The following is a 22,665-nucleotide window of genomic DNA, read 5'->3' as shown; positions in this document are numbered from 1 at the left end:
TTTCCCCGCCCGTAGCGAAACGGCTTTAACAAGACCGCTTGCCCCAAGCGCAACAGAGGCCGGCGACCGTCCCGGCGGGCGAGAAGCGCCCGCCATGGGCGGGGCGGGCGCTGGCCGGCGGCCTTTGGGCCGCGGCCTGACACGGGGATATGGCGTTCCGTGGCGAAGGCGATGGCCTTCGCCAATCTTGTTTCAGAACCTTTCGACGATCACCGAGCCGACCGAATAGCCCGCCCCGAAGGAGCAGATCAGCCCGGTCTCGCCCGGTTTCAGGTCGTCCGAGAACCGGTCAAAGGCGATGATCGACCCTGCCGACGAGGTATTGGCGAATTCCTGCAAGATGTTGGGCTGTTCCCCGGGCGCCGGATCCCGCCCCAGCACCTTGCGGCCGATGAAATCGTTCATCGTCTTGTTCGCCTGATGCAGCCAGAGCCGCGTCAGATCGCTCGCCGCCACACCCTCGGCCTCAAGGTGATGCAGGATATGCGCCGAAACCAGCGGCAGCACTTCCTTGAAGACCTTGCGGCCCTCCTGCATGAATTGCATGTCGCGCCGGTCGGCCAGCCCATCGGGCCGGGTGCGGCGCAGAAATCCGTTGTTGTTGCGGATGTTGTTCGAAAACTCGGTCGCGCATTTCACGGAACGGATGGCGAAGCCCTGCGCCGCGTCCTCCTGCCGCTCGATCAGCACCGCCGTCGCCACATCGCCGAAGATGAAATGGCAATCGCGGTCGCGCCATTCCAGATGCCCCGAGGTGATTTCCGGGTTCACCACCAGCGCACGCCGCACCGAGCCCGCGCGGATCATGTCAGCCGCCGCCTGAATCCCGAACGTGGCCGAGGAACAGGCGACGTTCATGTCGAAGGCAAAGCCGGTCGCGCCCAGAAGCTGTTGAATTTCAATCGCAATGGCCGGATAGGCGCGTTCCATGTTCGAGGCGGCGCAGATCACCAGATCGACCTCGGCGCCCGTCCGCCCGGCTTTCGCCAGCGCCTTTTGACAGGCATCCACGGCCATTTCCGCCATGATCCCCGGTTCGTCGTCACTGCGTTGGCGCAGCGCCGGATACATCCGGTCCGGGTCCAGAACGCCCGTGCGATCCATCACATAGCGGTTCTCGATCCCCGAGGCTTTCAGGATGAACTCGGACGAGGAATGTTCGATCGGGCTCATCTCGCCTTCGGCGATCTGGTCCGAATGCGCGGCGTTGAACCGGTCGGCATAGGCGTTGAAGGCGGCGACAAGGTCATCGTTCGAAATCGCATCGGGCGGCACGAAGACGCCGGTTGCGGTGATGGCTGGCTGATACATGAAGGCTCCCCCAGGGTCGGGGTCAAATTCTGCCGGGCCGCGGCTGTCGTCAAGCCTTCAAACGGGGTTTGGCAGCGGCGTGCCGTCACGGAAGGCGCGCAGATTTTCGACGGCCATCAGCCCCATCGCATCGCGGACCTCCTCGGTCGCGGTGCCCAGATGCGGCAGCAGCGTGACGTTTTCAAGCCCGATCAGGGCCGGGGGGACGAGCGGCTCGCGTTCATAGACATCAAGACCGGCGCCGCCGATCCGGCCCGCGGTCAGGGCCGCGATCAGCGCGGCTTCATCGACCACATCGCCGCGGGCGACATTGATCAGATGCGCGTGCGGGGGCATCAGCGCCAGTTCCGCCGCGCCGATCAGGTGCCGCGTTTCGGGCGTTGCGGGCACGGCCAGAACGACGAAATCCGATTGCGCCAGCAGATCGGGCAGGGGCAGGGGGCTGGCCGGGAAATCAAGCGCCTTCGGGCTGCGCGACGCATAGCTGACCGGCATGCCAAAGCCGAAATGGGCGCGTTTCGCGACCGCCTGACCGATCCGCCCCATGCCGATCACGCCCAGCCGCTTGCCCGTCACATGCGCGCCCAGCATCTGCGTGGGCGCCCAGCCGGTCCAGTGCCCGCCCGCAGCATCCGCTCGCCTTCGGACGCGCGGCGTGCCGACATCAGCAACAGCGTCATCGCGATATCGGCCGTGGCATCGGTGACGGCGCCGGGGGTGTTCGTCACCAAAAGGCCCGCGGCCTTCGCCGCCGCCACGTCGATATGGTTCACGCCGACGCCGAAATTTGCCAAGAGTTTCGCGCGGATCGGGCCGGTGAAGGCCTCGGCCCGCAAGGCATCGCCCAAAGTCGGCAAGAGCGCGTCATAGGCGGCCAGCGCGTCCCGCGCCTCGGGCAGGGGCATCGGCGCGTCAATGGTGCGAAATTCGGCATCGAATTCCGCGCGCAAGATCGCCGCGACCCGGGGCGTCAGCGCCCGCGTGACCAGAACCCGCATCAGAACATCTTCCCGCCCAAGGGCACGTCCTGACCCGGGCCGATCAGCACCACGGCGCCGGTTTCGTCGGGCAGGCCCAGCACCAGCGCCTCGGAGCGGAACGGCCCGATCTGGCGCGGCGGGAAGTTGACGACGCCCAGAACCTGCCGCCCCATCAGCGTTTCCGGCGTGTAATGCACCGTCACCTGCGCCGAGGATTTCTTCACGCCCACCTCGGGGCCGTAATCGACCCAGAGCTTGAAGGCGGGTTTGCGCGCTTCGGGGAAGGGCTGCACGTCGATGATGCGGCCCACCCGGATATCGACCTTGGCGAAGTCGTCGTAGCTGATTTCGGTCATTGGCCCAGCTCCCGCCCGCGGTCGGCCGCGGCCTTGACGGCGCGCTGCAACAGCCCCGGAAAGCCGGTTTCGGGGTCCATCAGATGGGCGAGCGCCGCCGCCGTCGTGCCGCCCGGCGAGGTGACGTTCACCCGCAGCTGCGCCGGGCTTTCCGCAGCGTCTTCCGCCAGTTGCCCGGCACCGCCCACGGTGGCCTTTGCCAGTTTCATCGCCAGATCCGCGGGCAGCCCCTCGGCCTCGGCGGCCGCGGCCAGCGCCTCGATCAGATGAAAGACGTAAGCGGGGCCCGAGCCCGAAACCGCCGTGACCGCATCCATCTGATGCTCGCCCTCAAGCCGCACCACCTGACCGACGGCAGCAAGAAGCCCCTCGGCCAGATCCAGATGCGCGGGGCTGGCCGTCGCATTGCCGCAGATTGCGGTGATGCCGCGGCCAATCGCGGCGGGCGTGTTCGGCATCGCCCGCACGACCGGCGTCGAAGCGCGCAGAATCGCTGCATATTTTGCCAAAGTCGTGCCCGCGGCGACGGTGACGAACAGCGTCTCGCCGCCGCCCATCGCCTGCAGGCCCGGCAGCGCCTCGGCCATCATCTGCGGCTTCACCGCCACCAGAACCACGGCGGGCGCCGCGGGAAGATCCCCGTTCAGCGCCACGCCCGAAGCCTTCAGCCAATCGCTTGGAAACGGTTCGACCACATGCACGGATGCGGGCGAAAGCCCCTGCCGCAGCCAGCCCGACAGCAGCGCCGAGCCCATCTTGCCGCAGCCCAGAAGCACCAGCCCGCGGGCCTCGATATCGGAAAAATCCATCGCAATCCCCCTTTTGGGCGGGAGATTAGGCGCGACCGTAAGCCTCGGCAATGGCGACTTTCATCGCCGCCTCGGGCGTGTCATTGCCCCAGGTGGTCAGCTGCATCGCCGGGTAGAAGCGTTCCGACACCGTGAGCGCCGAGCGGATCATGCGGTCGATCTGCTCATGCGCGGCGATCTGCCCGCCCGCCAGAACCAGGCCATAGCGCCAGACCATCAGCTTTTGCGCCGCCCAATAGGTGAAGGCCCCGGTCCAGCATTGATCGTTGATCGCATTGAGAAGCTCGTAAAGCGCGGCTTCGCGGTCCTTCGGCGGGTCGATCTCGAAGGTGGAGATCAGCCGCAGCGTCTCTTCGCTGTCCGACCAGGCCAGCGTGATCGCATAGGACCGCCACTGCCCCTCGACCGTCATCGCGATCTGGTCATGGGCGACGCGGTCGAAGTCCCAGTCATAGGCAAGCGCGACGCTTTCGACCACATCGATCGGATGCAGGTCGGAGCCGTCCAGGAAATCTTCGCTCAGTGCCATGCGCGTCCCTGCTTGCCTGTGTGCCTGGTGAACAGCCCCCCAAGGATTCGCGGGGGCCACTACGAGCGGCAGTTTCTTCTGCCGTCCCTACAAGATATCGTGGGGCCTGCAGCTCTCCCTGTAAAGCAGATTATCGTGGATAAGTCGTGAACGGCGCGGATTTACGGGGATAATTCCGATGCTTGCGGGGGGGCGGCGGGGCAATTCGCGCTTTATCGGCGCGCGGCCTTGGCTTATGGCGGATGCAAACGGAGGGCCCCATGTCGTTCAACAGCTTCGGTCACATCTTCCGCGTCACCACCTGGGGCGAAAGCCACGGGCCTGCGCTCGGCGCCACGGTCGACGGCTGCCCGCCCGGCATCGCGATTTCCGAAGAATTCATCCAGGTGTTTCTGGACCGCCGCCGCCCGGGCCAGTCGGCGATGACGACGCAGCGGCAGGAACCGGACCGGGTGCGGATCCTTTCCGGCACCTATGAGGGCGCACGACCGGCACGCCGATTCAGCTGATGATCGAGAACACCGACCAGCGCAGCAAGGATTACGGCGAGATCGCGCGGCAGTTCCGCCCGGGCCATGCCGACATCACCTATCACCAGAAATACGGGCTGCGCGATCCGCGCGGCGGCGGGCGGTCTTCGGCGCGGGAAACCGCGGCGCGGGTGGCGGCGGGCGGTGTCGCGCAGGCGGTGCTGCAGGCGCTGGTGCCCGGGCTGACGATCACCGGTTACATGGTGCAGATGGGCGAAAAGCATCTGGACCGGGCGCGGTTCGACGCGGCGGAAATCCTGCGCAACCCGTTCTTTCTGCCCGATGCTGCGGCGGTGGCCGAGTGGACCGACTATCTGGCCGCGATCCGCAAGGATCAGAACTCGGTCGGTGCCGCGATCGAGGTGGTGGCGACGGGCTGCCCCCCCGGCCTTGGCGCGCCGATCTATGCCAAGATGGACAGCGATCTGGCGGCGGCGATGATGACGATCAACGCCGTGAAGGGCGTCGAGATCGGCGAGGGGATGGCGGCGGCGGCGCTTCTGGGCACCGACAATGCCGACGAGATCGTGATGGGGCCGAATGGGCCGGAATATCTGAGCAATCACGCGGGGGGCATTCTGGGCGGCATCACCACCGGCCAGCCGATCGTGGTGCGGATGTCGGTCAAGCCGACCTCCTCGATCCTGACGCCGCGCCGCTCGATCACCACCGCGGGCGAAGCGGTCGAGGTGGTGACGAAGGGCCGTCACGATCCTTGTGTGGGTATCCGCGCCGTGCCGGTGGCCGAAGCGATGATGGCCTGCGTGATCCTCGATCACCTGCTTCTGGACCGCGCCCAGACCGGCGGCGTTCGGGGCAAGATCGGCTGAGGTTCAGCCGATCCAGCCCTCGACGATACAGAGATCGGCTTCGGACACCGGCGTGCGCAGCGCCAGCGCGTGCTGGTATTCCGGGCTCAGGTAACAGGCGCGGGCGGCGGCAAGGCTGGGGAATTCGATGACGATGGTGCGCGGGCGCAGATCGCCCTCCACCACCTCCATCGCGCCACCGCGGACAAGGAAGCGCGCCCCGTATTTCGCAAAGGCGGCGGCATTGGCGGTGCGGTAGGCCTGATAGGCCTGCGGATCGTCCACGCTGACGTGCCCGACCCAGTAACCCTTGGGTGTCTCGCTCATCTTCCCCTCCCGCTTTCGGTCAGCCTGCGGGGCAGGGGGGGATTTTGCAAGCGCCTTCGCCCGCGACCTTTCAGCCGCGCGCGGCCTTTTCCGCAAGGCCCGAGACTCCCGCGCGGCGGTCAAGCTCGGCCAGAACCTCCTCCACCGTCACGTCGCGCGCGGCCAGCATCACGACAAGGTGGTAGAGCACGTCGGCGGCCTCATAGACCAGATTTTCGCGGTCGTTCTTGACGGCGGCGATGATTGCCTCGACCGCTTCCTCGCCGAATTTCTCGGCGCATTTCTCCGGCCTTTGGCGAAAAGCTTCGCGGTCCAGGAACTGTCGGGATCGGCGCCCTTGCGGGCTTCGACGGTGGCGGCCAGACGGGCAAGCGCGGTCATGAGGTGGCTCCTTGGGCGGCGGCGATGCGGGCGCGCAGCGCGTCGATGAAGTCGGTTTGGGCGGCGGGGCTGGCAAAGGCGCTGCCGGGCACCGGAAAGAACATGAGCGGCGTGGTGCAGATCGCAAGGCCGTCGTCGAGCGAGACGATGTCGTGCAGGCCGCTCCAGTAGAAGAGCTGCTCCGACTGCAGTGTGCTGATTTTCAGCCCGGCCTCGGTGATCTCGACGGAGGTGCGTCCCTGCCTCAGGCTGCGATGGGCGCGCCCGGCGCGGATCATCGCCTGCGCGCGTCGCCCCGCGATCATCAGGGGCACGAAGCCCGCCCCCCAGACCCCGCTGACGGCAAGGCTCGGCGCAAGCGATCCCCATGGCAGGACCGCGAGCAGGGCGACACCGCTCAGGCTGTAGATCAAAAAGATCAGTGTAAACTGCCGCACCCAGAACGGCAGCCGCGCCCGGGTGATCGCCTTGCTGGCGGCCAGCATGTCGTAGCCGCCCAGATCAAAGCTGACCGTGGCGGGTGCGGTCATGCAAGCCTCATCGGGATGCCGGCGGCGGCCATATGGGCCTTGGCCTCGCCGATCGTGTAGGTGCCGAAATGGAAGATCGAGGCGGCAAGCACCGCGGAAGCGTGGCCCTCGGTCACGCCTTCGACAAGGTGATCAAGCGTGCCGACGCCGCCGCTGGCGATCACCGGGATTTTCACCGCATCGGCGATGGCGCGGGTGAGCGGCAGGTTGAACCCGGCTTTCGTGCCGTCACGGTCCATCGAGGTGAGCAGGATCTCGCCTGCGCCCTTCGCCTCGACGTGCCGGGCGAACGCGACCGCGTCGATGCCGGTGGATTTGCGCCCGCCATGGGTAAAGATCTCCCAGCGGCCCGGTTCCACGGTCTTGGCATCGATGGCGACAACGATGCACTGGCTGCCGAAGCGATCGGCGGCTTCGGCCACCACATCGGGATTGGCGACGGCGGCGGAGTTGAAGCTGACCTTGTCGGCCCCGCCAGAAGCAGCGCGCGGACGTCCTCATGCGTGCGCACGCCGCCGCCGACGGTCAGCGGCATGAAGCATTGTTCGGCGGTGCGGGTCACCAGATCGAACATCGTGCCGCGGTTTTCATGCGTGGCGTGGATGTCGAGGAAACACAGCTCGTCGGCGCCTGCCGCGTCATAGGCCTTGGCGGCCTCGACCGGGTCGCCCGCGTCGATCAGATTGACGAAGTTCACGCCTTTCACCACGCGGCCATCGGCCACGTCGAGGCAGGGAATGATGCGCGTCTTGAGCATGGGGCACTCCTTTGGCGCCTTTCTAGCGGGCGTCTTGCGGCTTGGAAAGCGTCGAGCGGGGCTCTGCCCCGCACCCCGGGATATTTGTGGCAAGATGAAACCCAAGCCCTTTCATCTTGCCACAAATATCCCGGGGGGAGTCCCGCAGGGACGGGGGGCAGCGCCCCCCTTACGCCTTCAGCGCCGCAAGCGCCGCTTGCAGATCAAGCGCGCCGTCATAGATCGCCCGGCCCGAGATCGCCCCGGCAATGACGCCGGTATCGCGCAGCGCGAGCAGATCGGGCAGCGAGGAGACGCCTCCGCTGGCGATCACCGGGATGGTGACGGCGCGGGCCAGGGCCTCGGTCGCCTCGATATTCGGGCCGGTCATCGCGCCGTCGCGCAGGATGTCGGTGTAGATGATCGCGGCCACGCCCGCATCCTCGAAGCTTTTGGCCAGATCGGTCACCAGCACGTCTGTTTCCGTGGCCCAGCCCTTGGTCGCGACCTTGCCATTGCGGGCGTCGATCCCCACCGCGACCTGCCCCGGGAAGGCCTTGGCTGCTTCGCGCACGAGGGCCGGGTTTTCCACCGCCACCGTGCCGAGGATCACCCGCGCAAGGCCCTTTTCGAGCCAGCGCTCGATCGTGGCCATGTCGCGGATGCCGCCGCCGAGTTGCGCGGGAACCTTGATGCGGGCCAGGATCGCCTCGACCGCGGCGCCATTCACCGGCTCGCCCGCGAAGGCGCCGTTGAGGTCCACGAGGTGAACCCATGCGCAGCCCGCGGCCTCGAACTTGGCCGCCTGCGCCGCCGGGTCGGTGCCGAAGACCGTGGCCTTGTCCATTTCGCCGTGCAAAAGCCGCACGCAGTTGCCGTCCTTGAGGTCGATTGCCGGATAGAGGATCATGGGCTGGCTCCTTGTCGCTGCCCGCCTCTTGCCAGCTTGCCAAGGCCGGGTCAACGCCACGTCAGGCTTGCCGGGAATCGGGCGCTGTGTCGCAATGACGCGCAGGGAAACCGGGAGGAGACAAAGATGAAGACGACCCTGATGGCGGCGGTGCTGAGCCTTGTGGCCGGTGCCGCGCTGGCCGATCCGATCGAGGGGCTGTGGCAGACCCAGCCCGACGACGGCGCCTATGCGCATGTGAAGATCGCGCCTTGCGGTCCGGCCTTTTGCGGCACGATCGTGAAATCCTTCAAGGAGGGGGCCGAATATGCCTCGCCCAATGTCGGCAAGAAGATCGTGATCGACATGGTCCCCGCCGGCGCGGGCGCCTATGCGGGCAAGGTCTGGCGGCCGGCCAATGACAAGATCTATGTCGGCAAGGCCGCGGTTTCGGGCGCGTCGATGAAGCTCTCGGGCTGCGTCGCGGGCGGGCTGATCTGCAAGGCGCAATCCTGGACCAAGCTCGACTGATCCGGCCTTGCAAAGGTGAAACGGCGCCCCGAGGGGCGCCGCTTCCTGTTACATGAGTGGTCGTTCGTCGTTTCTGTCGTTCAATGCGCCATAAGCACCGGCACCTCGGCCATTTCCAGCATGTTGCGGGTGGCGCCGCCCAGGATCGCCTCGCGGAAGCGCGAGTGACCATAGGCGCCCATCACCACCATCTCGGACGAGGTGTCGCGGACATGGCGGTTGATCACATCCGAGATCCGCGGCAGCGTCTTGGCCAGAACCGACACTTCGACCTTCACGCCATGCCGCGCCAACCATTGGCTCAGCTGTCCGCCCGGATCGGACCGTTCCGGTCCATGCGCGGGCGGGTCGATCACCGTGATATCCACCAGCGTCGCCGCCTTCAGCAGCGGCAGCGCCTTGCGGATCGCGTTCATCGCCTCGTTCGACTGGTTCCAGGCCACCACCACGCGGCCGGGCGCAAGCGCGGGCACCGGCGCATCGGGCATGATCATCACCGGCGATTGCCCCTCGAAGAGCGCGGCCTCGACCGCGGCTTCCAGTTCCTGGCCGCGGCCCTTGCCATAGGGATGCCCCATCACGACCAGGTCGGCAAAGCGGGCGCGCAGCCCCACCACGGTCGCGATCGCGCCGATCTGCGCCACCACGGCCTCGGTGCTCCAGCGGATTTCCTCGCCCGCCAGACGCTCGCGCATCGCCCGTTCCAGCTCGCGCGCCTCATCCTGGGCGCGGTCCAGAACCTCCTGCTGCACGAAGGCCGTGGCCCCCGCGTAGTAATAGCCGGTCTGGGTCCGATCGACGCCCATGCAAAGCACTTCCAGATGGGCATCCTCGGCACGAGCGACGGCAACCGCCGACTCGATCTGCAGCCGGGCCTGTGAGACATCCGTCACAATCGTCAAAACTGTTTTATAGGCCATGAGACCCTCCACGTGCCGATTCTGTCCTTAAATTAACGGATTCAACACAGTTACGCCTTGACGCGGATCAAGCTTTCAAGTGGACACCGTGACACGGTGCGACGAACCGCCGCACCCTCTTGTCAAGAGTTTGATCAAGGTCAAGGCGGGTGTCATACCCTGCAGTCACAAAGAACAAGAGAGACTTCCTGCTCCGGTCAGATCGACCGGGACGGGATTGAAAACGCGAAGGGACGCAAAAACATGTGGGATTACGTCAAGCTGATCGCGCTTGGCGTCGTGGTGGCTATTGCCGCTTACGCCGCCAGTCAGGCGCGAGATTTGCCGTATATGGTGAACATGGTCGAGGTCGCGCTGGCGGCCGTGATCGCGTTCATCTGGGTGCTGCGCACCATGGGGGACCCGAAACCCTCCAAAGACGAGTATTTCGACGGCGTGATCCGCGCCGGCGTGATCGCAACCACGTTCTGGGGCATTGTCGGCTTTCTCGTCGCCGTCATCATCGCCTTCCAGCTCGCCTTTCCGCAACTGAACGTCGAATTCGGCAACGGCATGTTCAACTTCGGGCGCCTGCGTCCGCTGCACACCTCGGCCGTGATCTTCGCCTTCGGCGGCAACGCCCTGATCGCCTCGGCCTTCTATGTCGTGCAGCGCACCTCGGCCGCGCGTCTCTTCGGCGGCACCGCTCTGGGCTGGTTCGTGTTCTGGGGCTGGCAGCTGATCATCGTCACCGCCGCGACCTCCTATGTTCTGGGCGGCTCGCAGGGCAAGGAATATGCCGAGCTGAACTGGCATCTCGACATCCTCGTGACGATCGTCTGGGTGGCCTATCTGATCGCCTTCCTCGGCACGATCTTCAAGCGCAAGGAACCCCATATCTACGTGGCGAACTGGTTCTACCTGTCCTTCATCGTCACCATCGCCATGCTGCACCTGATCAACAACCTGGCGCTTCCGGTCTCGATCTTCGGCACGAAATCGGTGCAGCTGACCGCGGGCGTGCAGGATGCGATGACGCAATGGTGGTATGGCCACAATGCCGTGGGCTTCTTCCTGACCGCGGGCTTCCTGGGCATGATGTATTACTTCGTGCCGAAACAGGCCGAGCGTCCCGTCTATTCCTACAAGCTCTCGATCGTGCACTTCTGGGCGCTGATCTTCCTCTACATCTGGGCCGGTCCGCACCACCTGCACTATACCGCGCTGCCTGACTGGGCTTCGACGCTGGGCATGGTGATGTCGGTGATCCTGTGGATGCCGTCCTGGGGTGGCATGATCAACGGCCTGATGACGCTTTCGGGCGCCTGGGACAAGCTGCGCACCGATCCGGTGATCCGGATGATGGTGGTCTCGATCGGCTTTACGGCATGTCGACCTTTGAAGGGCCGATGATGTCGATCAAGGCGGTCAACTCGCTCTCGCACTACACCGACTGGACCATCGGTCACGTCCATTCCGGCGCGCTGGGCTGGAACGGCATGATCACCTTCGGCATGCTCTACTTCCTGACGCCGAAACTCTGGGGCCGTTCGGGGCTTTACTCGCTCAAGCTGGTGTCCTGGCACTTCTGGCTCGCCACGATCGGCATCGTGCTCTATGCCTCGGCGATGTGGGTCACGGGGATCATGGAAGGCCTGATGTGGCGTGAAGTCGATGCGCAGGGCTTCCTTGTGAACGCTTTCGCCGACACCGTGGCCGCGAAATTCCCGATGTATGTGGTGCGTGGGACCGGGGGCGTTCTGTATCTGACCGGCGGTCTGATCATGGCCTACAACCTCTGGGCCACCGTTGCGAAGCAGCCGAAAACGGCGCCGAGCAGTGTCGCGGTTCCGGCGGAATAAGGAGAGACGCAGATGGCAATTCTGGACAAACACCACGTTCTGGAAAAGAACGCGACGCTGCTGCTGATCTTCTCGTTCCTTGTCGTCACCATCGGCGGCATCGTGGAAATCGCACCGCTCTTCTACCTTGAGAACACGATCGAAAAGGTGGAGGGCATGCGTCCCTACACGCCGCTGGAACTGACCGGCCGCGACATCTACATCCGCGAGGGCTGCTATGTCTGCCACTCGCAGATGATCCGTCCGATGCGCGACGAGGTCGAACGTTACGGCCACTACTCGCTGGCGGCGGAATCGATGTATGACCGCCCGTTCCAGTGGGGCTCGAAGCGGACGGGGCCCGACCTTGCCCGCGTCGGCGGCCGCTATTCGGACGCGTGGCATGTCGAACACCTGATCAACCCGCAGTCGGTCGTGCCGGAATCGGTGATGCCGAGCTACAGCTATCTGGCCAAGGTGCCGCTTGACAGCACCTGGATCGAGGATCGCGTCGGCACCGAGGCCTTCGTGGGCGTGCCCTACAGTTCGGAGATGATCGCCTCCGCCAAGGCCGACTTCGTGGCCCAGGCGGATCCGAACGCCGACAGCACCACGCTGCTGGCGGGCTATGGGGAAAAGGTCAACATCCGCAACTTCGACGGCCAGCCCGGGCTGACCGAGATGGATGCGCTGGTGGCCTATCTGCAGGTGCTCGGCACGATGGTCGACTTCTCGACCTTCCAACCCGTGGCAAGTCGCTAAAGGAGCTGGGGATGGACTATCATATCTTGCGTGAATTCGCCGACAGCTGGGCAGCGCTTGCGCTTTTGCTCATCTTCATCGGGGCAGTGGTCTGGTCGTTCCGGCCCGGCTCGTCCAGGGTTCACGACGATATCGCCAACATCCCTTTCCGGCATGAAGACAAACCCGCCGATCGCGGCCAGGGCTGAGACCTTGGCCACGACGACGGCGCCACGCGGTAAGGAGGCGTGGACATGAGCAAAAAACCGACGACCAAGAAAGAGGTGCAGACCACGGGTCACCAGTGGGACGGCATCGAGGAACTGAATACCCCGCTGCCGCGCTGGTGGCTGTGGACCTTCTACGCCACCATCGTCTGGGGTGTGGCCTATTCGATCGCGATGCCGGCCTGGCCGATCTTCGCTTCGGGGGCGACGCCTGGGCTGCTGGGCGCATCGACGCGGGCCGATGTCGAAAAGGACATCACCAAATTCGCCGAGATGAACAAGGCGGTGGAAGAAAAGCTGGTGGCGACGGATCTGACCGCGATCGCGGCCGATCCGGAGCTGGTGACCTATACCCGCAATGCGGGCGCCGCGGTCTTCCGCACCTGGTGCGCGCAGTGTCACGGTGCGGGGGCGGGCGGCAACACCGGCTTCCCCAGCCTTCTGGACACCGACTGGCTGCATGGCGGGTCTATCGAGACGATCTACACCAACATCAAGCACGGCATCCGCGATCCGCAGGATCCGGACACCTTGCCGGTGGCGAACATGCCGGCGCATCTGACCGATGAGATCCTCGAACCGGCGCAGATCGAAGAGGTGGTGCAATATGTGCTGACCCTGTCGGGGCAACCCGCGGATGCGACCAAGGCGGCCGCAGGTCAGCAGGTGTTCGTCGACAACTGCACCGTCTGCCACGGCGAAGACGCCAAGGGCATGGTGGAGACCGGCGCGCCGAACCTGACCGACGACATCTGGCTTTATGGCAGCGATGTCGCCACGCTCACCCAGACCATCCAATACGGTCGCGGCGGCGTGATGCCTTCGTGGAGCTATGCCTCCACCGGCACCGCGCGTCTGAGCGAAGCCCAGATCCGCGCCGTGGCGTCTTATGTCCACAGCCTGGGCGGTGGTCAGTAAGCGCGAAACCTGATCCCGGGGGGAGCCTGCCCCCCGGGTAGCACCGACGCCCCGTCCTGTTCGCGCGTTTCCTGGGGCGTCGGTGTGTTTCCACATATCTGCCCCCGGGCTTTGCCGTTCAAGGGGACATAGTGTCTGACACCCCCGTTTCGGGCCCCGTTTCGGGGGAAGGCCTGCCTAAAAAGCTGCATTCGCGAAATATCTTTTGGATGCAGTTGCAAACCGCGCCCGATCCTGCTCAACCGGTTCAGGACCGAGCCCAGCCAACGGAGTCACCCGTGAGCTCAACCGAACCGAATGCCGACGCGCCGCTTTACGCTGCGCGCGAACCTGTTTTCCCAAGCGCATCAACGGCACGTTCCGCAACCTGAAATGGGTGCTGATGGCGCTGATGCTGGGCATCTATTACATCACGCCCTGGATCCGCTGGGACCGCGGCGCGGCGCTGCCCGATCAGGCGGTGCTGCTCGACCTTGCCAACCGGCGCTTCTTCTTCTTCGGGCTCGAAATCTGGCCGCATGAATTCTATTTCGTTGCGGGCCTTCTGATCATGGCGGGTCTTGGCCTCTTTCTCTTCACCTCGGCGCTGGGCCGGGTCTGGTGCGGCTATGCCTGCCCGCAGACGGTCTGGACCGACCTTTACATTCTGGTCGAACGCTGGGTCGAGGGCGACCGCAACAACCGCATCCGCCTGCACCGTCAGGCCTGGAATGCCGAGAAGATCCGCAAGCGGCTGATCAAATGGGGGCTTTGGCTGTTCATCGGTCTGGCCACCGGGGGGGCGTGGGTGTTCTATTTCACCGATGCGCCGACGCTGCTTTCCGATCTTCTCACCGGCGACGCCTCGCCGATCGCTTACACCACCATCGCCATCGCCACCGCCACGACCTTTGCCTTTGGCGGCTTTGCGCGCGAACAGATGTGCATCTATGCCTGCCCCCTGGCCGCGCATTCAGGCCGCGATGATGGACGAGGACACGATCACCATCGCCTATCGCGAATGGCGCGGCGAGCCCCGGGGCAAGCTGCTCAAGGGCGAGAAACTGGCCGAGGGGGCAGGGCGATTGCATCGACTGCATGGCCTGCTTCAACGTCTGCCCGATGGGGATCGACATTCGCAACGGCCAGCAGCTTGAATGCATCACCTGCGGGCTGTGCATCGACGCCTGCAACGAGATGATGGACAAGATCGGCAAGCCGCGCGGCCTGGTGGGCTACATGGCGCTGAAGGACGAGGCGAACGAACGCGCCGGCAACAAGGTCACCAGCATCTGGAAACACGCGCTGCGCCCGCGCACGCTGCTTTACTTCACGCTCTGGTCGGGCTTCGGCGTCGCGCTTGTGGTGGGGCTGTTCCTGCGCTCGCCGCTGGATTTCAACGTCACGCCGAACCGTGATCCGCTGTTCGTGACGCAATCGGATGGCACGATCCGCAACATCTACACGCTGCGAATCCGCAACAAGCACGGCTCTGACGAAATCTTCCGCATCTCGGCCACGACCGAGGATTACGAGGAAACCCAGGCGCTGAAACTGACGCTGGAGGGGGTCGAGGCCGATGCGATCACCGTTCCGGCTGACCAGCTTTACAACCAGCGTCTGTATCTCGATGCGGCGCCGGGCTCGAAACTGGCCACGGGCAAGCGCACCGAGATCCAGATCTGGGTCGAACAGGTGGGCGAGGACGAGCCGGTATCGGACAAGGTCGATACGGTCTTCAACGGAAAGGGCAAGTGAGATGGCAAAACCGCTGACCGGACGCAAGGTGCTGCTGATGTTCGTGGCCTTCTTTGGCGTGATCATCGCGGTGAACGTGACGATGGCGGTGCAGGCGGTGAAGACCTTCCCGGGGCTCGAGGTGGCCAATTCCTATGTCGCCTCGCAGACCTTCGATGCCGACCGCGCCGAGCAGGAAAGGCTGGGCTGGACGGTGAAGCCCGCCTTCGCCAATGGCGTGCTGACGCTGGATATCCGCGACCGGCAGGGCCAGCCCGCCCCGGTCGCGGAATTGGCGGTGCTTCTGGGCCGCACCACCATGGCGGCCCAGGATCAGCGCCCGGAGCTGATCTTTGCCAATGGCCTTTATTCGGCGCCGGTCAGCCTTGCCCCGGGGGCCTGGCTGATCCATCTTGAAGCCCGCTCCCAGGACGGGGCGCTGTTCCGCCAGCGCCTCGATTTCTTCATCGAAGGCTGAGTGCCGATGACCGCTGCCCCTCTTGCCTCGGTGGCCGCCGCCGCCCAGGCCCCCGAAGATCACCTGTCCGCCTCGGCCTGCCCGGCCTGCCTTGCCGCCCCTTCGGCGGAAGACCTGGCAAAATCGGGCGACATAAGGGGGGCGCGGATCATGCTGTCGCTGCCCACCGCCCATTGCGCGGTCTGTATCACCGATGTCGAACGCGAGATGGAGGCGCAGCCGGGCGTGCGCTCGGCCCGGGTCAACCTGACGCTCAAGCGCGTCTCGGTCGACGCCGAGGCGGGCGTGACCGCCGACAGCCTGATCGAGGCTTTGGGCAAGATCGGCTACGAGGCCTATGAGCTGGACCCCGGCATGCTCTCGGCCACCGAAACCGACAAGCGCGGACGCGATCTTCTGATGCGCATCGGCGTCGCCGGTTTCGCGATGATGAACATCATGCTTCTGTCGATCGCGGTCTGGTCGGGGGCCGAGGCCGCGACGCGCGACATGTTCCACTGGATTTCCGCCGCCATCGCGCTGCCCACCGTGGTCTTCGTCGGCCAGCCCTTCTTCGCCTCCGCCTGGGGCGGGCTGAAACACGGCCGCGTCAACATGGATGTGCCGATCTCGCTGGCGCTGATCCTCGCCTCGGGGATCTCGATCTTCGAGACGATGAACCACGGCCATCACGCCTATTTCGACGCGGCGGTGATGCTGTCCTTTTTCCTGCTCGTCGGGCGCTATCTGGATTACCGCACCCGCGCCGTGGCGCGCTCCGCGGCCGAGGAACTGGCGGCGCTTGAAGTGCCCCGGGCGACGCTTCTGCGCGACGGTGTCGAAACCGTCGTGCCGGTGGCCGATCTGAAGCCGGGCGATCTGATCCGGGTGCGTCCGGGCGGCCGCATCCCCGCCGATGGCGCGGTGACGGCGGGGACCTCGGAAACCGACCGCTCGCTGCTGACCGGGGAAACCCTGCCGGTCTATGTGGGCCCTGGCACGATGCTCTCGGCGGGCGAGGTGAACCTGACCGGGCCTTTGACGCTGCGCGTCACCGCCGCGGGCAAGGACAGCTCGCTGCACCGGATGGCGGATCTGGTGGCGATGGCCGAAAGCGCCAAGACCCGCTACACGACCTTGGCCGAACGCGCCGCGCGGGCCTATTCGCCGCTCGTCCATGCGCTGTCGTTTTCCGCTTTCGGCTACTGGATGTGGGCGACGGGGGGCGATTTGCGCTTTGCCGTCAATATCTCGGCCGCCGTGCTGATCATCACCTGCCCCTGCGCCTTGGGGCTGGCCGTGCCTGCCGTGATCACCGCGGCGTCGGGCAAGCTTTTCCGCAAGGGGCTTTTGATCAAGGACGGCACCGCGCTCGAACGTCTGGCCGAGGTGGATACGGTGGTCTTCGACAAGACCGGCACGCTGACCATGGGCACGCCGGTTCTGGAGGGGCTCGAGACGATCGAGGAAGAAACCCTGGCCGTCGCCGCGGCGCTGGCGGCGGCTTCCTCGCATCCCTTGGCCAAGGCGCTGGTGGCCGCGGCCGAGGCGCGCGACATCCGCCCCGTCGCGCTTGATGATCTTCGCGAAGTGCCCGGCTTCGGCATCGAGGGGCGGCTGGGCCGCCTGTCCCTGCGGCTGGGCCGGGCCGATTGGGTGGGGGCCGCGCCCTGCGACAGCACCGCCACCCATCTGCGGCTGGGCGAGGCCGCGCCGGTCACCTTCCGCTTCACCGATCAGCTGCGCGCGGGCGCGGCGGAGGCGGTGGCGCTTTTGACCGCGCAGGGCAAGCGGGTGCTGATGGTCTCGGGCGATGTCGAAACCGCGGTGGCGGCGCTGGCGGGCAAGCTTGGCATCACCGAATGGCATTCGGGCGCGCTGCCCGCCCAAAAGGCCGCGCTGGTCGCCGATCTGATGGGGCAGGGCGCGCGGGTGCTGATGGTGGGCGACGGGCTGAACGACACCGCGGCGCTGGCGGCGGCGCATGTCTCGATCTCGCCCGCCTCGGCGCTGGATGCGGCGCGCACGGCTTCGGATATCGTGCTTCTGGGCGCCGATCTGGCGCCGGTGGGCGATGCGCTGCGCATCGCCGGACAGGCGCGGCGGCGGATCAAGGAGAATTTCGTGATCTCCGCCGCCTATAACATCGTTGCCGTGCCGCTCGCGCTGGTGGGCCTTGCCACGCCCCTTGCGGCGGCCTTGGCGATGTCCACCTCGTCGATTACTGTGTCGCTGAACTCGATGCGGCTGAAATAGCCCGAAGCGGAGCCCAAGATGTCGGTCCTGACCTATCTGATCCCGATCTCGCTGTTTCTGGGCGGTTTCGGCCTTGTGGCCTTCCTGTGGTCGCTGCGCAACCGGCAGTATGACGACCCGAAGGGCGATGCCGAACGCATCCTCTCGGGCAAATACGACGACCGGCCGAAAAGCTGATACCGCGGAAAGGGGCGTATTTGCGCCAGAAAAGCCCGGACCTCTTTGCAGGGATCCGGGCTTTTTCTTGGTCCAAATACGCTCTTGTCGCGGGCGGTTACGGCCCGATCACCGAACAATCGACCGCGCGGGCGGCAAGGCGGGCGCAGGCCAGATCGGCATCGCCGCGGCTGAGGCCCACAAAGAGCGCGTCATAGCCCGATTTTCGCGTCGCGACCTTGCGCAGCCCCTGCGCCAGCGCGGTGCTTTCCATCAGCGCCGTCTTCAGCAGCACCTGTTCCGCCGCGTATTGCGAGGGATATTTGCCAAGGCTGATCCCCCAGTTCCGCCCGCCCGAGGAAGAGGCCCGCGCGACGACCTCGCGCTTGCCCTCGGGCATCGGCGCGGGGGGCGTCAGCGCGGCCAGAATCACCGTGTCATTGCGCGGCACCTGCGCCGCCGATCCCATCGCCAGCGTCTCGGGCTGGGCGGTGGCGGTCTGGATGAAGACCGGGCCCGAGGGATCGGTGTCGCCCTGCGACTCGACGGTTTCGTCGGCGGGGGCGATCATCGCCAGCGTCTCCGGTTGCGGTGCGGTGACCTGCACCAGCTCGGCGACGGCCTCGGCCACCGGCTCAGAGGCTGGTTCTGCGGCGGGTTTTTCGGCAGGGCGTGTGGCAGGGTCGGCGGCGGCGAGCTGCACCGGTTCGGGCTCGGGCGCCGCGGCGGCCGCGGGGCGGGCCGTCGGGCGCGGGCTGCGCTTGAGGCCCGCGGCCTCGGCCAGCTGGTCGGGCGCCCCGGCCCGGGCGGCGACGGTGGCGGCACCTGCGGCGGCGGCGGCCAGTTTCACCGCCTCATCGTCGCCCTCTTCGGCCTCCTGCGCGGCCTCGACCTGCGGCCCGGCAATCTCGCTTTCGGCACTGGCCATCAGCATCGGCGGCTCGGGTTTTTGCGTATTGACCCGGTTGGGCGCGCGTTCAAAGCCCAGATCCAGCAGTTCGGCCATTTTCGAGTTGCGCGCCGCGGGCGAGGTGCCGCCGAAGATCGTGGCGATGATGCGCTTGTTGCCGCGCTGCGCCGAGGCGGTCAGGTTGAAGCCCGCGGGCACGGTATAGCCGGTCTTGATGCCGTCGGCGCCGTCATAGGCGTCCAGAAAACGGCGGTTGGTATTGGCCACATGCGCCATGCCGGCATCCGCGGTCCGGCGCGAGAACAGGTTGTAATATTGGGGGAAATCGTAAAGCAGATGGCGGCCGAGCAGCGACATGTCATGGGCGGTGGACAGATGCCCCTCACGCGTCAGGCCGTTGGCGTTCTTGAAGGTGGTGTTCTTCATGCCAAGCGCCTTGGCGGTGCGGTTCATCCGGGCGGCGAATTTCGCCTCGTCGCCGCTCAGATGGTCGCCGATCGCCGCGGCGGCGTCATTGGCCGATTTGATCGCGGCGGCGCGGATCAGATAGCGCAGGGCGATCTTCTGCCCCTTGCGCAGACCCAGACGCGAGGGCGCCTGACCGGCGGCATGGGCGGTGACCGTCACCATCGTGTCAAGGCTCGCCTCGCCCGACTCGATCGCCTGAAAGGCGATGTAAAGCGTCATCATCTTGGTCAGCGAAGCCGGGTGCAGCCGCGTATCGGCGTTCTTTTCATAAAGAACCTCGCCGGTGCGCGCATCCATCACATAGGCCGCAAACGGTGCCGCCCAAAGCGCCACCGGCATGAGCGTCAGGAGTAGTGCCAAAAGACCCGAACGGCCCCAGTGCGTCAGCCTGGTCACGATAACTGCCCTTACTGCCTCTTTTTGCCCCGTTGTCGTCAGGGGCTTGGGCGCAAGTTAGCACGGCTTCCCGGCGGTGAAAACCGCCAAGATTCAAAGGCTTTGACTGCGTCCTTCGTGCAACGGGAGGCTGAGTTGCGTCAAGATGTTGTGGCTGGCTGCGGTTGATCTGCAAAGGATTGTGGCAACTTGCCGCAGATCAGCTGCGGGTTGCGCCCTCGATCCGCTCGATCAGCCCCGCCAGCCCGCCCAGATCGGGCAGTTCGGCAAAGCGCGGATGGGCGCCGGGTGGGCTTGCATGTTCCAGCGCCCAGGTCATTTCGTGCGGCACATGCACCCCCCAGCCGCCCGCTTCGAGCATCGGCAGCACGTCGGATTTCAGCGAATTGCCCACCATCAGCGCCTGATCCGCGCCGCTGCCATGGCGGGCGAAGACCGCGCGATAGGTGGTGGCGCGCTTGTCCGAAACGATCTCGACCGCATCGAACAGATCGCCCAGCCCCGATTGCGCGAGCTTGCGTTCCTGATCGAGCAGATCGCCCTTGGTCACCAGCACCAGCCGGTAGCGGCCCGAGAGCGCCTCGACCGCCTCGCGGGCATGGGGCAGGATCTCGATCGGATGGGCCAGCATCTCGCGCCCGGCGGCCAGAATCTCGCCGATCACCGCGGCGGGCACGCGGCCCTCGGACACTTCGATCGCGGTTTCGATCATCGAGAGCGTGAAGCCCTTGACGCCAAAGCCATAGGCGCCGACGTTGCGACGTTCGGCGGCCAGCAGCCGGTCTTCCAGCTGCGCGGGTTCGGCGTGATCGGCCAGAAGGTCGTGAAACCGCGCCTGGGTCAGGCGGAAGAACCGCTCGTTGTGCCAAAGCGTGTCATCGGCATCAAAGCCGATCGTGGTCAGCGTCATCGCGGCTCTCCTTGCGGCGCCAACCTGACGCGGGGGCGTGCGGTTGGCAAGATCTGCCGCACTGGCTTTTCTTGCCGCACAATGTTCCTATATTGCTCCTCATGTTCACGATTCCCTGTGATCATGGACGTTTGACACCGATTCGAGACTGCGGAGGATTGCCCGTGCTTCACCCCCTATACCTCAGCGCCCCCCGCGCCGGAGACGGCGAGGGTGATGGCGAGGGCGAAGCCGGCATCGCCGTCAAGACCGCGCCCAAGACCGCCCGGCCGCCGATGTACAAGGTCATGCTGCTGAACGACGATTACACGCCGATGGAATTCGTCGTGCATATCCTTGAGCGGTTCTTCGGCATGAACCATGCGCAGGCCTTTGAAATCATGCTGACCGTGCACAAGAAGGGGCTGGCCGTCGTCGGCGTCTATTCCTTCGAGGTGGCCGAGACCAAGGTGGCGCAGGTGATGGATTTTTCCCGCCGTCATCAGCACCCGCTGCAATGCACCATGGAAAAGGAGTGAGGGGGGCACCCCTCCGATCTGATGTCCCATCCCCGTCTGATGCTGGCGCTTGAGGCGCCGCAAGCCCTGCCGCCCGAGGGGCGGATCGTCGTCTATCGCCCGACCGCCGAGACGGATCTCTCCGATCTGCCAAAGGACCGGCTGCAGTTGGTGCAGGGCTTCCGGCCCGATCATGACGCGCTGGCCGGGCGCGGCTTCGCCGTTGCCGCCGCGACCGAGGAGGGCGGTTTCGCCGCCGCCGTCGTCTTCGTGCCGCGCGCCAAGGCCGAGGCGCGGGCGCTTCTGGCCGAGGCTTGCGCCCGCGTCGTGCCGGGCGGGCCGATCTGGGTCGACGGGCTGAAGACCGACGGCATCGATTCCCTCGTCAAGGATCTGCGCGCCCTTGTGCCGATCTCGGACCCGATCGCCAAGGCGCATGGCAAGATCTTTTCCTTTGCCGCCACGCCGGGCGCGCTGGCGGGCTGGGAGGCGCGGCCGCTGCAGCCCGCCCCCGGCTTCACCACGCTGCCCGGGGTGTTTTCGGCCGATGGCATCGACCGCGGCTCGGCGCTGCTGGCCGCCTGCCTGCCCGAGACGCTGCCCGCCCGCGTTGTCGATCTGGGCGCGGGCTGGGGCTGGCTTGCGGCGCAGGTGCTGGCGCGCAAGGGGGTGGAAGCCGTCGATCTGATCGAGGCGGATCATGCCGCGCTGGACTGCGCGCAACGCAACCTGGCCGATCCGCGGGCGCGGTTTCACTGGGCCGATGCGACCCGGGTGAAACTGGACAGCCGGCCGCTGGCCGTGGTGATGAACCCACCCTTTCACACCAGCCGCGCCGCCGATCCCGCTTTGGGTGTGGCCTTCATCCGCGCCGCGGCGGGGCTGTTGTCGCTCTCGGGGACGCTTTGGATGGTGGCGAACCGGCATCTGCCCTATGACGCCGTGCTGCGCGACTGTTTCCACGAGGTCGAGGAAATCACCCCGCCGGGTGGTCGCGACGGCGCCTTTCGGGTGATCCGGGCCGAGCGTCCGATCGCGCATGCGACGAAACCGGCCAAGCCCGCGGCCGAGCCTGCCGCGCGCCGCGTGGTGCGGCGGCGGCGCTGAGAACGGGGCAGGGAAGGGGGCCTATTCCTCGGGATAGGCTGCCTTGCAGGCGCGGATGGCGGCATTGGCGGCCGGGGTCAGGGATTTGATCTTCGCCCGCAGCCCGTCGCGCTTGCGCCGTTCCGAGACCGGGTCGATCGCCACTTCGCGGGTGACGGTGTAATCCTCAAGGCACATGCGCTGCTTTTCGATCACGGTTCCGTTCGGCCGGGTGATCACATCGGTGCCGCAGTGTTCCCAGCGCGTCATCGGCACCTGATAATCCTCATAGGCATAGCCGCGCGCCAGATTGCCTTCGATCTCTTCCAGCATGCCCTGCAGATGACGGATCTCGCGGGTTTCGCGGTTGATGCATTGCTCCTGCGGCGTGCCGCAGGCGGCCAGAGACAGAACACCGAACACGATCAGCTTGCGCATGGAACCCTCCGTTTGGGCCATACTTGCGCCC

At 65.9% G+C, this 22,665-nt stretch carries 20 protein-coding genes and 6 pseudogenes; 12 read left to right on the top strand and 14 right to left on the bottom strand.

Annotated elements, in window-relative coordinates:
* Positions 1–192: 192 nt before the first annotated feature.
* The 5 genes and pseudogenes from ACTTAG_RS12700 to ACTTAG_RS12680 all read right to left on the bottom strand — a co-directional run bounded on the left by ACTTAG_RS12700 (position 193) and on the right by ACTTAG_RS12680 (position 3,985).
* Positions 193–1,311 carry a beta-ketoacyl-ACP synthase III gene (locus ACTTAG_RS12700; RefSeq protein WP_444462661.1) on the bottom strand — a complete coding sequence of 373 codons (1,119 nt, stop codon included), beginning with the start codon at positions 1,309–1,311 and terminating at the stop codon, positions 193–195.
* Between the two features lie 57 nt (positions 1,312–1,368).
* A pseudogene (locus ACTTAG_RS12695) lies at positions 1,369–2,309 on the bottom strand (2-hydroxyacid dehydrogenase).
* Entirely contained in the window at positions 2,309–2,647 is a 339-nt protein-coding gene (locus ACTTAG_RS12690; protein WP_444462660.1) for a tRNA-binding protein, read from the bottom strand. The pseudogene ACTTAG_RS12695 and the gene ACTTAG_RS12690 overlap by 1 nt, the downstream one beginning before the upstream one ends.
* Entirely contained in the window at positions 2,644–3,456 is an 813-nt protein-coding gene (gene proC, locus ACTTAG_RS12685) for a pyrroline-5-carboxylate reductase (RefSeq protein ID WP_444462659.1), read from the bottom strand. Before proC ends, ACTTAG_RS12690 begins: the two co-directional genes overlap by 4 nt.
* Before the next feature lie 25 nt (positions 3,457–3,481).
* A complete protein-coding gene (locus ACTTAG_RS12680) occupies positions 3,482–3,985 on the bottom strand; it encodes a YbjN domain-containing protein (RefSeq protein ID WP_444462658.1) in 504 nt (167 codons plus the stop codon).
* A gap of 260 nt (positions 3,986–4,245) precedes the next feature.
* On the opposite strand from ACTTAG_RS12680, the pseudogene aroC reads away from it, so the two are divergent.
* Positions 4,246–5,345 (top strand): annotated as a pseudogene (gene aroC / locus ACTTAG_RS12675) (chorismate synthase).
* A gap of 3 nt (positions 5,346–5,348) precedes the next feature.
* Here aroC and ACTTAG_RS12670 read toward each other — a convergent pair.
* The 5 genes and pseudogenes from ACTTAG_RS12670 to hisA all read right to left on the bottom strand — a co-directional run bounded on the left by ACTTAG_RS12670 (position 5,349) and on the right by hisA (position 8,208).
* Positions 5,349–5,651, bottom strand: a complete 303-nt coding sequence (locus ACTTAG_RS12670; protein ID WP_444462657.1) for a DUF1330 domain-containing protein — start codon at positions 5,649–5,651, stop codon at positions 5,349–5,351.
* A 70-nt stretch (positions 5,652–5,721) separates the two neighbouring features.
* A pseudogene (locus ACTTAG_RS12665) lies at positions 5,722–6,032 on the bottom strand (phosphoribosyl-ATP diphosphatase).
* Positions 6,029–6,562, bottom strand: a complete 534-nt coding sequence (locus tag ACTTAG_RS12660) for a YcxB family protein (RefSeq protein ID WP_444462656.1) — start codon at positions 6,560–6,562, stop codon at positions 6,029–6,031. The pseudogene ACTTAG_RS12665 and the gene ACTTAG_RS12660 overlap by 4 nt, the downstream one beginning before the upstream one ends.
* A pseudogene (gene hisF / locus ACTTAG_RS12655) lies at positions 6,559–7,319 on the bottom strand (imidazole glycerol phosphate synthase subunit HisF). The gene ACTTAG_RS12660 and the pseudogene hisF overlap by 4 nt, the downstream one beginning before the upstream one ends.
* A gap of 169 nt (positions 7,320–7,488) precedes the next feature.
* Complete coding sequence (gene hisA, locus ACTTAG_RS12650; protein WP_444462655.1) at positions 7,489–8,208, bottom strand: 1-(5-phosphoribosyl)-5-[(5-phosphoribosylamino)methylideneamino]imidazole-4-carboxamide isomerase; 720 nt, start codon at positions 8,206–8,208, stop codon at positions 7,489–7,491.
* A 126-nt stretch (positions 8,209–8,334) separates the two neighbouring features.
* Between hisA and ACTTAG_RS12645 the strand changes: the two genes are divergently transcribed.
* The gene (locus tag ACTTAG_RS12645; protein ID WP_444462654.1) at positions 8,335–8,718 is read left to right on the top strand and encodes a DUF2147 domain-containing protein; all 384 of its coding nucleotides are present in this window, start codon (positions 8,335–8,337) and stop codon (positions 8,716–8,718) included.
* Between the two features lie 80 nt (positions 8,719–8,798).
* Here the strand turns inward: ACTTAG_RS12645 and ACTTAG_RS12640 are convergent, their stop codons facing one another.
* On the bottom strand, positions 8,799–9,638 hold the full coding sequence (locus ACTTAG_RS12640; RefSeq protein WP_444462653.1) for a universal stress protein: 840 nt from the start codon (positions 9,636–9,638) through the stop codon (positions 8,799–8,801).
* Positions 9,639–9,881: 243 nt separating this feature from the next.
* On the opposite strand from ACTTAG_RS12640, the pseudogene ccoN reads away from it, so the two are divergent.
* The 8 genes and pseudogenes from ccoN (at position 9,882) to ccoS (ending at position 17,950) form a co-directional block, all read left to right on the top strand.
* Positions 9,882–11,479: pseudogene (ccoN, locus tag ACTTAG_RS12635) on the top strand (cytochrome-c oxidase, cbb3-type subunit I).
* Positions 11,480–11,491: 12 nt separating this feature from the next.
* The gene (gene ccoO / locus ACTTAG_RS12630; protein ID WP_444462652.1) at positions 11,492–12,220 is read left to right on the top strand and encodes a cytochrome-c oxidase, cbb3-type subunit II; all 729 of its coding nucleotides are present in this window, start codon (positions 11,492–11,494) and stop codon (positions 12,218–12,220) included.
* 11 nt (positions 12,221–12,231) lie between these two features.
* Positions 12,232–12,408, top strand: a complete 177-nt coding sequence (locus ACTTAG_RS12625) for a cbb3-type cytochrome oxidase subunit 3 (protein ID WP_444462651.1) — start codon at positions 12,232–12,234, stop codon at positions 12,406–12,408.
* 45 nt (positions 12,409–12,453) lie between these two features.
* Complete coding sequence (ccoP, locus tag ACTTAG_RS12620; RefSeq protein ID WP_444462650.1) at positions 12,454–13,344, top strand: cytochrome-c oxidase, cbb3-type subunit III; 891 nt, start codon at positions 12,454–12,456, stop codon at positions 13,342–13,344.
* Between the two features lie 278 nt (positions 13,345–13,622).
* Positions 13,623–15,081 (top strand): annotated as a pseudogene (ccoG, locus tag ACTTAG_RS12615) (cytochrome c oxidase accessory protein CcoG).
* A gap of 1 nt (position 15,082) precedes the next feature.
* Entirely contained in the window at positions 15,083–15,538 is a 456-nt protein-coding gene (locus ACTTAG_RS12610) for a FixH family protein (RefSeq protein WP_444462649.1), read from the top strand.
* Between the two features lie 6 nt (positions 15,539–15,544).
* A complete protein-coding gene (locus tag ACTTAG_RS12605) occupies positions 15,545–17,773 on the top strand; it encodes a cation-translocating P-type ATPase (protein WP_444462648.1) in 2,229 nt (742 codons plus the stop codon).
* 18 nt (positions 17,774–17,791) lie between these two features.
* A complete protein-coding gene (gene ccoS, locus ACTTAG_RS12600) occupies positions 17,792–17,950 on the top strand; it encodes a cbb3-type cytochrome oxidase assembly protein CcoS (RefSeq protein WP_444462647.1) in 159 nt (52 codons plus the stop codon).
* 97 nt (positions 17,951–18,047) lie between these two features.
* On the opposite strand, the gene ACTTAG_RS12595 is transcribed toward ccoS, so the two are convergent.
* Together ACTTAG_RS12595 and ACTTAG_RS12590 are read right to left on the bottom strand one after the other, a co-directional pair.
* Positions 18,048–19,646 (bottom strand): serine hydrolase, encoded by a 1,599-nt coding sequence (locus tag ACTTAG_RS12595; RefSeq protein WP_444465250.1) that lies wholly within the window; start codon positions 19,644–19,646, stop codon positions 18,048–18,050.
* A 256-nt stretch (positions 19,647–19,902) separates the two neighbouring features.
* Positions 19,903–20,613 carry an HAD family hydrolase gene (locus ACTTAG_RS12590; protein WP_444462646.1) on the bottom strand — a complete coding sequence of 237 codons (711 nt, stop codon included), beginning with the start codon at positions 20,611–20,613 and terminating at the stop codon, positions 19,903–19,905.
* A 164-nt stretch (positions 20,614–20,777) separates the two neighbouring features.
* On the opposite strand from ACTTAG_RS12590, the gene clpS reads away from it, so the two are divergent.
* Entirely contained in the window at positions 20,778–21,131 is a 354-nt protein-coding gene (gene clpS, locus ACTTAG_RS12585; protein WP_444462645.1) for an ATP-dependent Clp protease adapter ClpS, read from the top strand.
* A gap of 21 nt (positions 21,132–21,152) precedes the next feature.
* Positions 21,153–22,217: a class I SAM-dependent methyltransferase gene (locus ACTTAG_RS12580; protein ID WP_444462644.1), complete on the top strand. Its 1,065-nt coding sequence runs from the start codon at positions 21,153–21,155 to the stop codon at positions 22,215–22,217.
* A 21-nt stretch (positions 22,218–22,238) separates the two neighbouring features.
* On the opposite strand, the gene ACTTAG_RS12575 is transcribed toward ACTTAG_RS12580, so the two are convergent.
* Positions 22,239–22,634 (bottom strand): hypothetical protein, encoded by a 396-nt coding sequence (locus tag ACTTAG_RS12575; RefSeq protein WP_444462643.1) that lies wholly within the window; start codon positions 22,632–22,634, stop codon positions 22,239–22,241.
* Between the last annotated feature and the right edge of the window lie 31 nt (positions 22,635–22,665).

Source organism: Rhodobacter capsulatus, assembly GCF_052363185.1.
Lineage (GTDB): Bacteria > Pseudomonadota > Alphaproteobacteria > Rhodobacterales > Rhodobacteraceae > Rhodobacter > Rhodobacter capsulatus_E.
The sequence above is the reverse complement of the archived record's forward strand: the minus strand, read 5'-3'. Positions and strand labels throughout refer to the sequence as shown.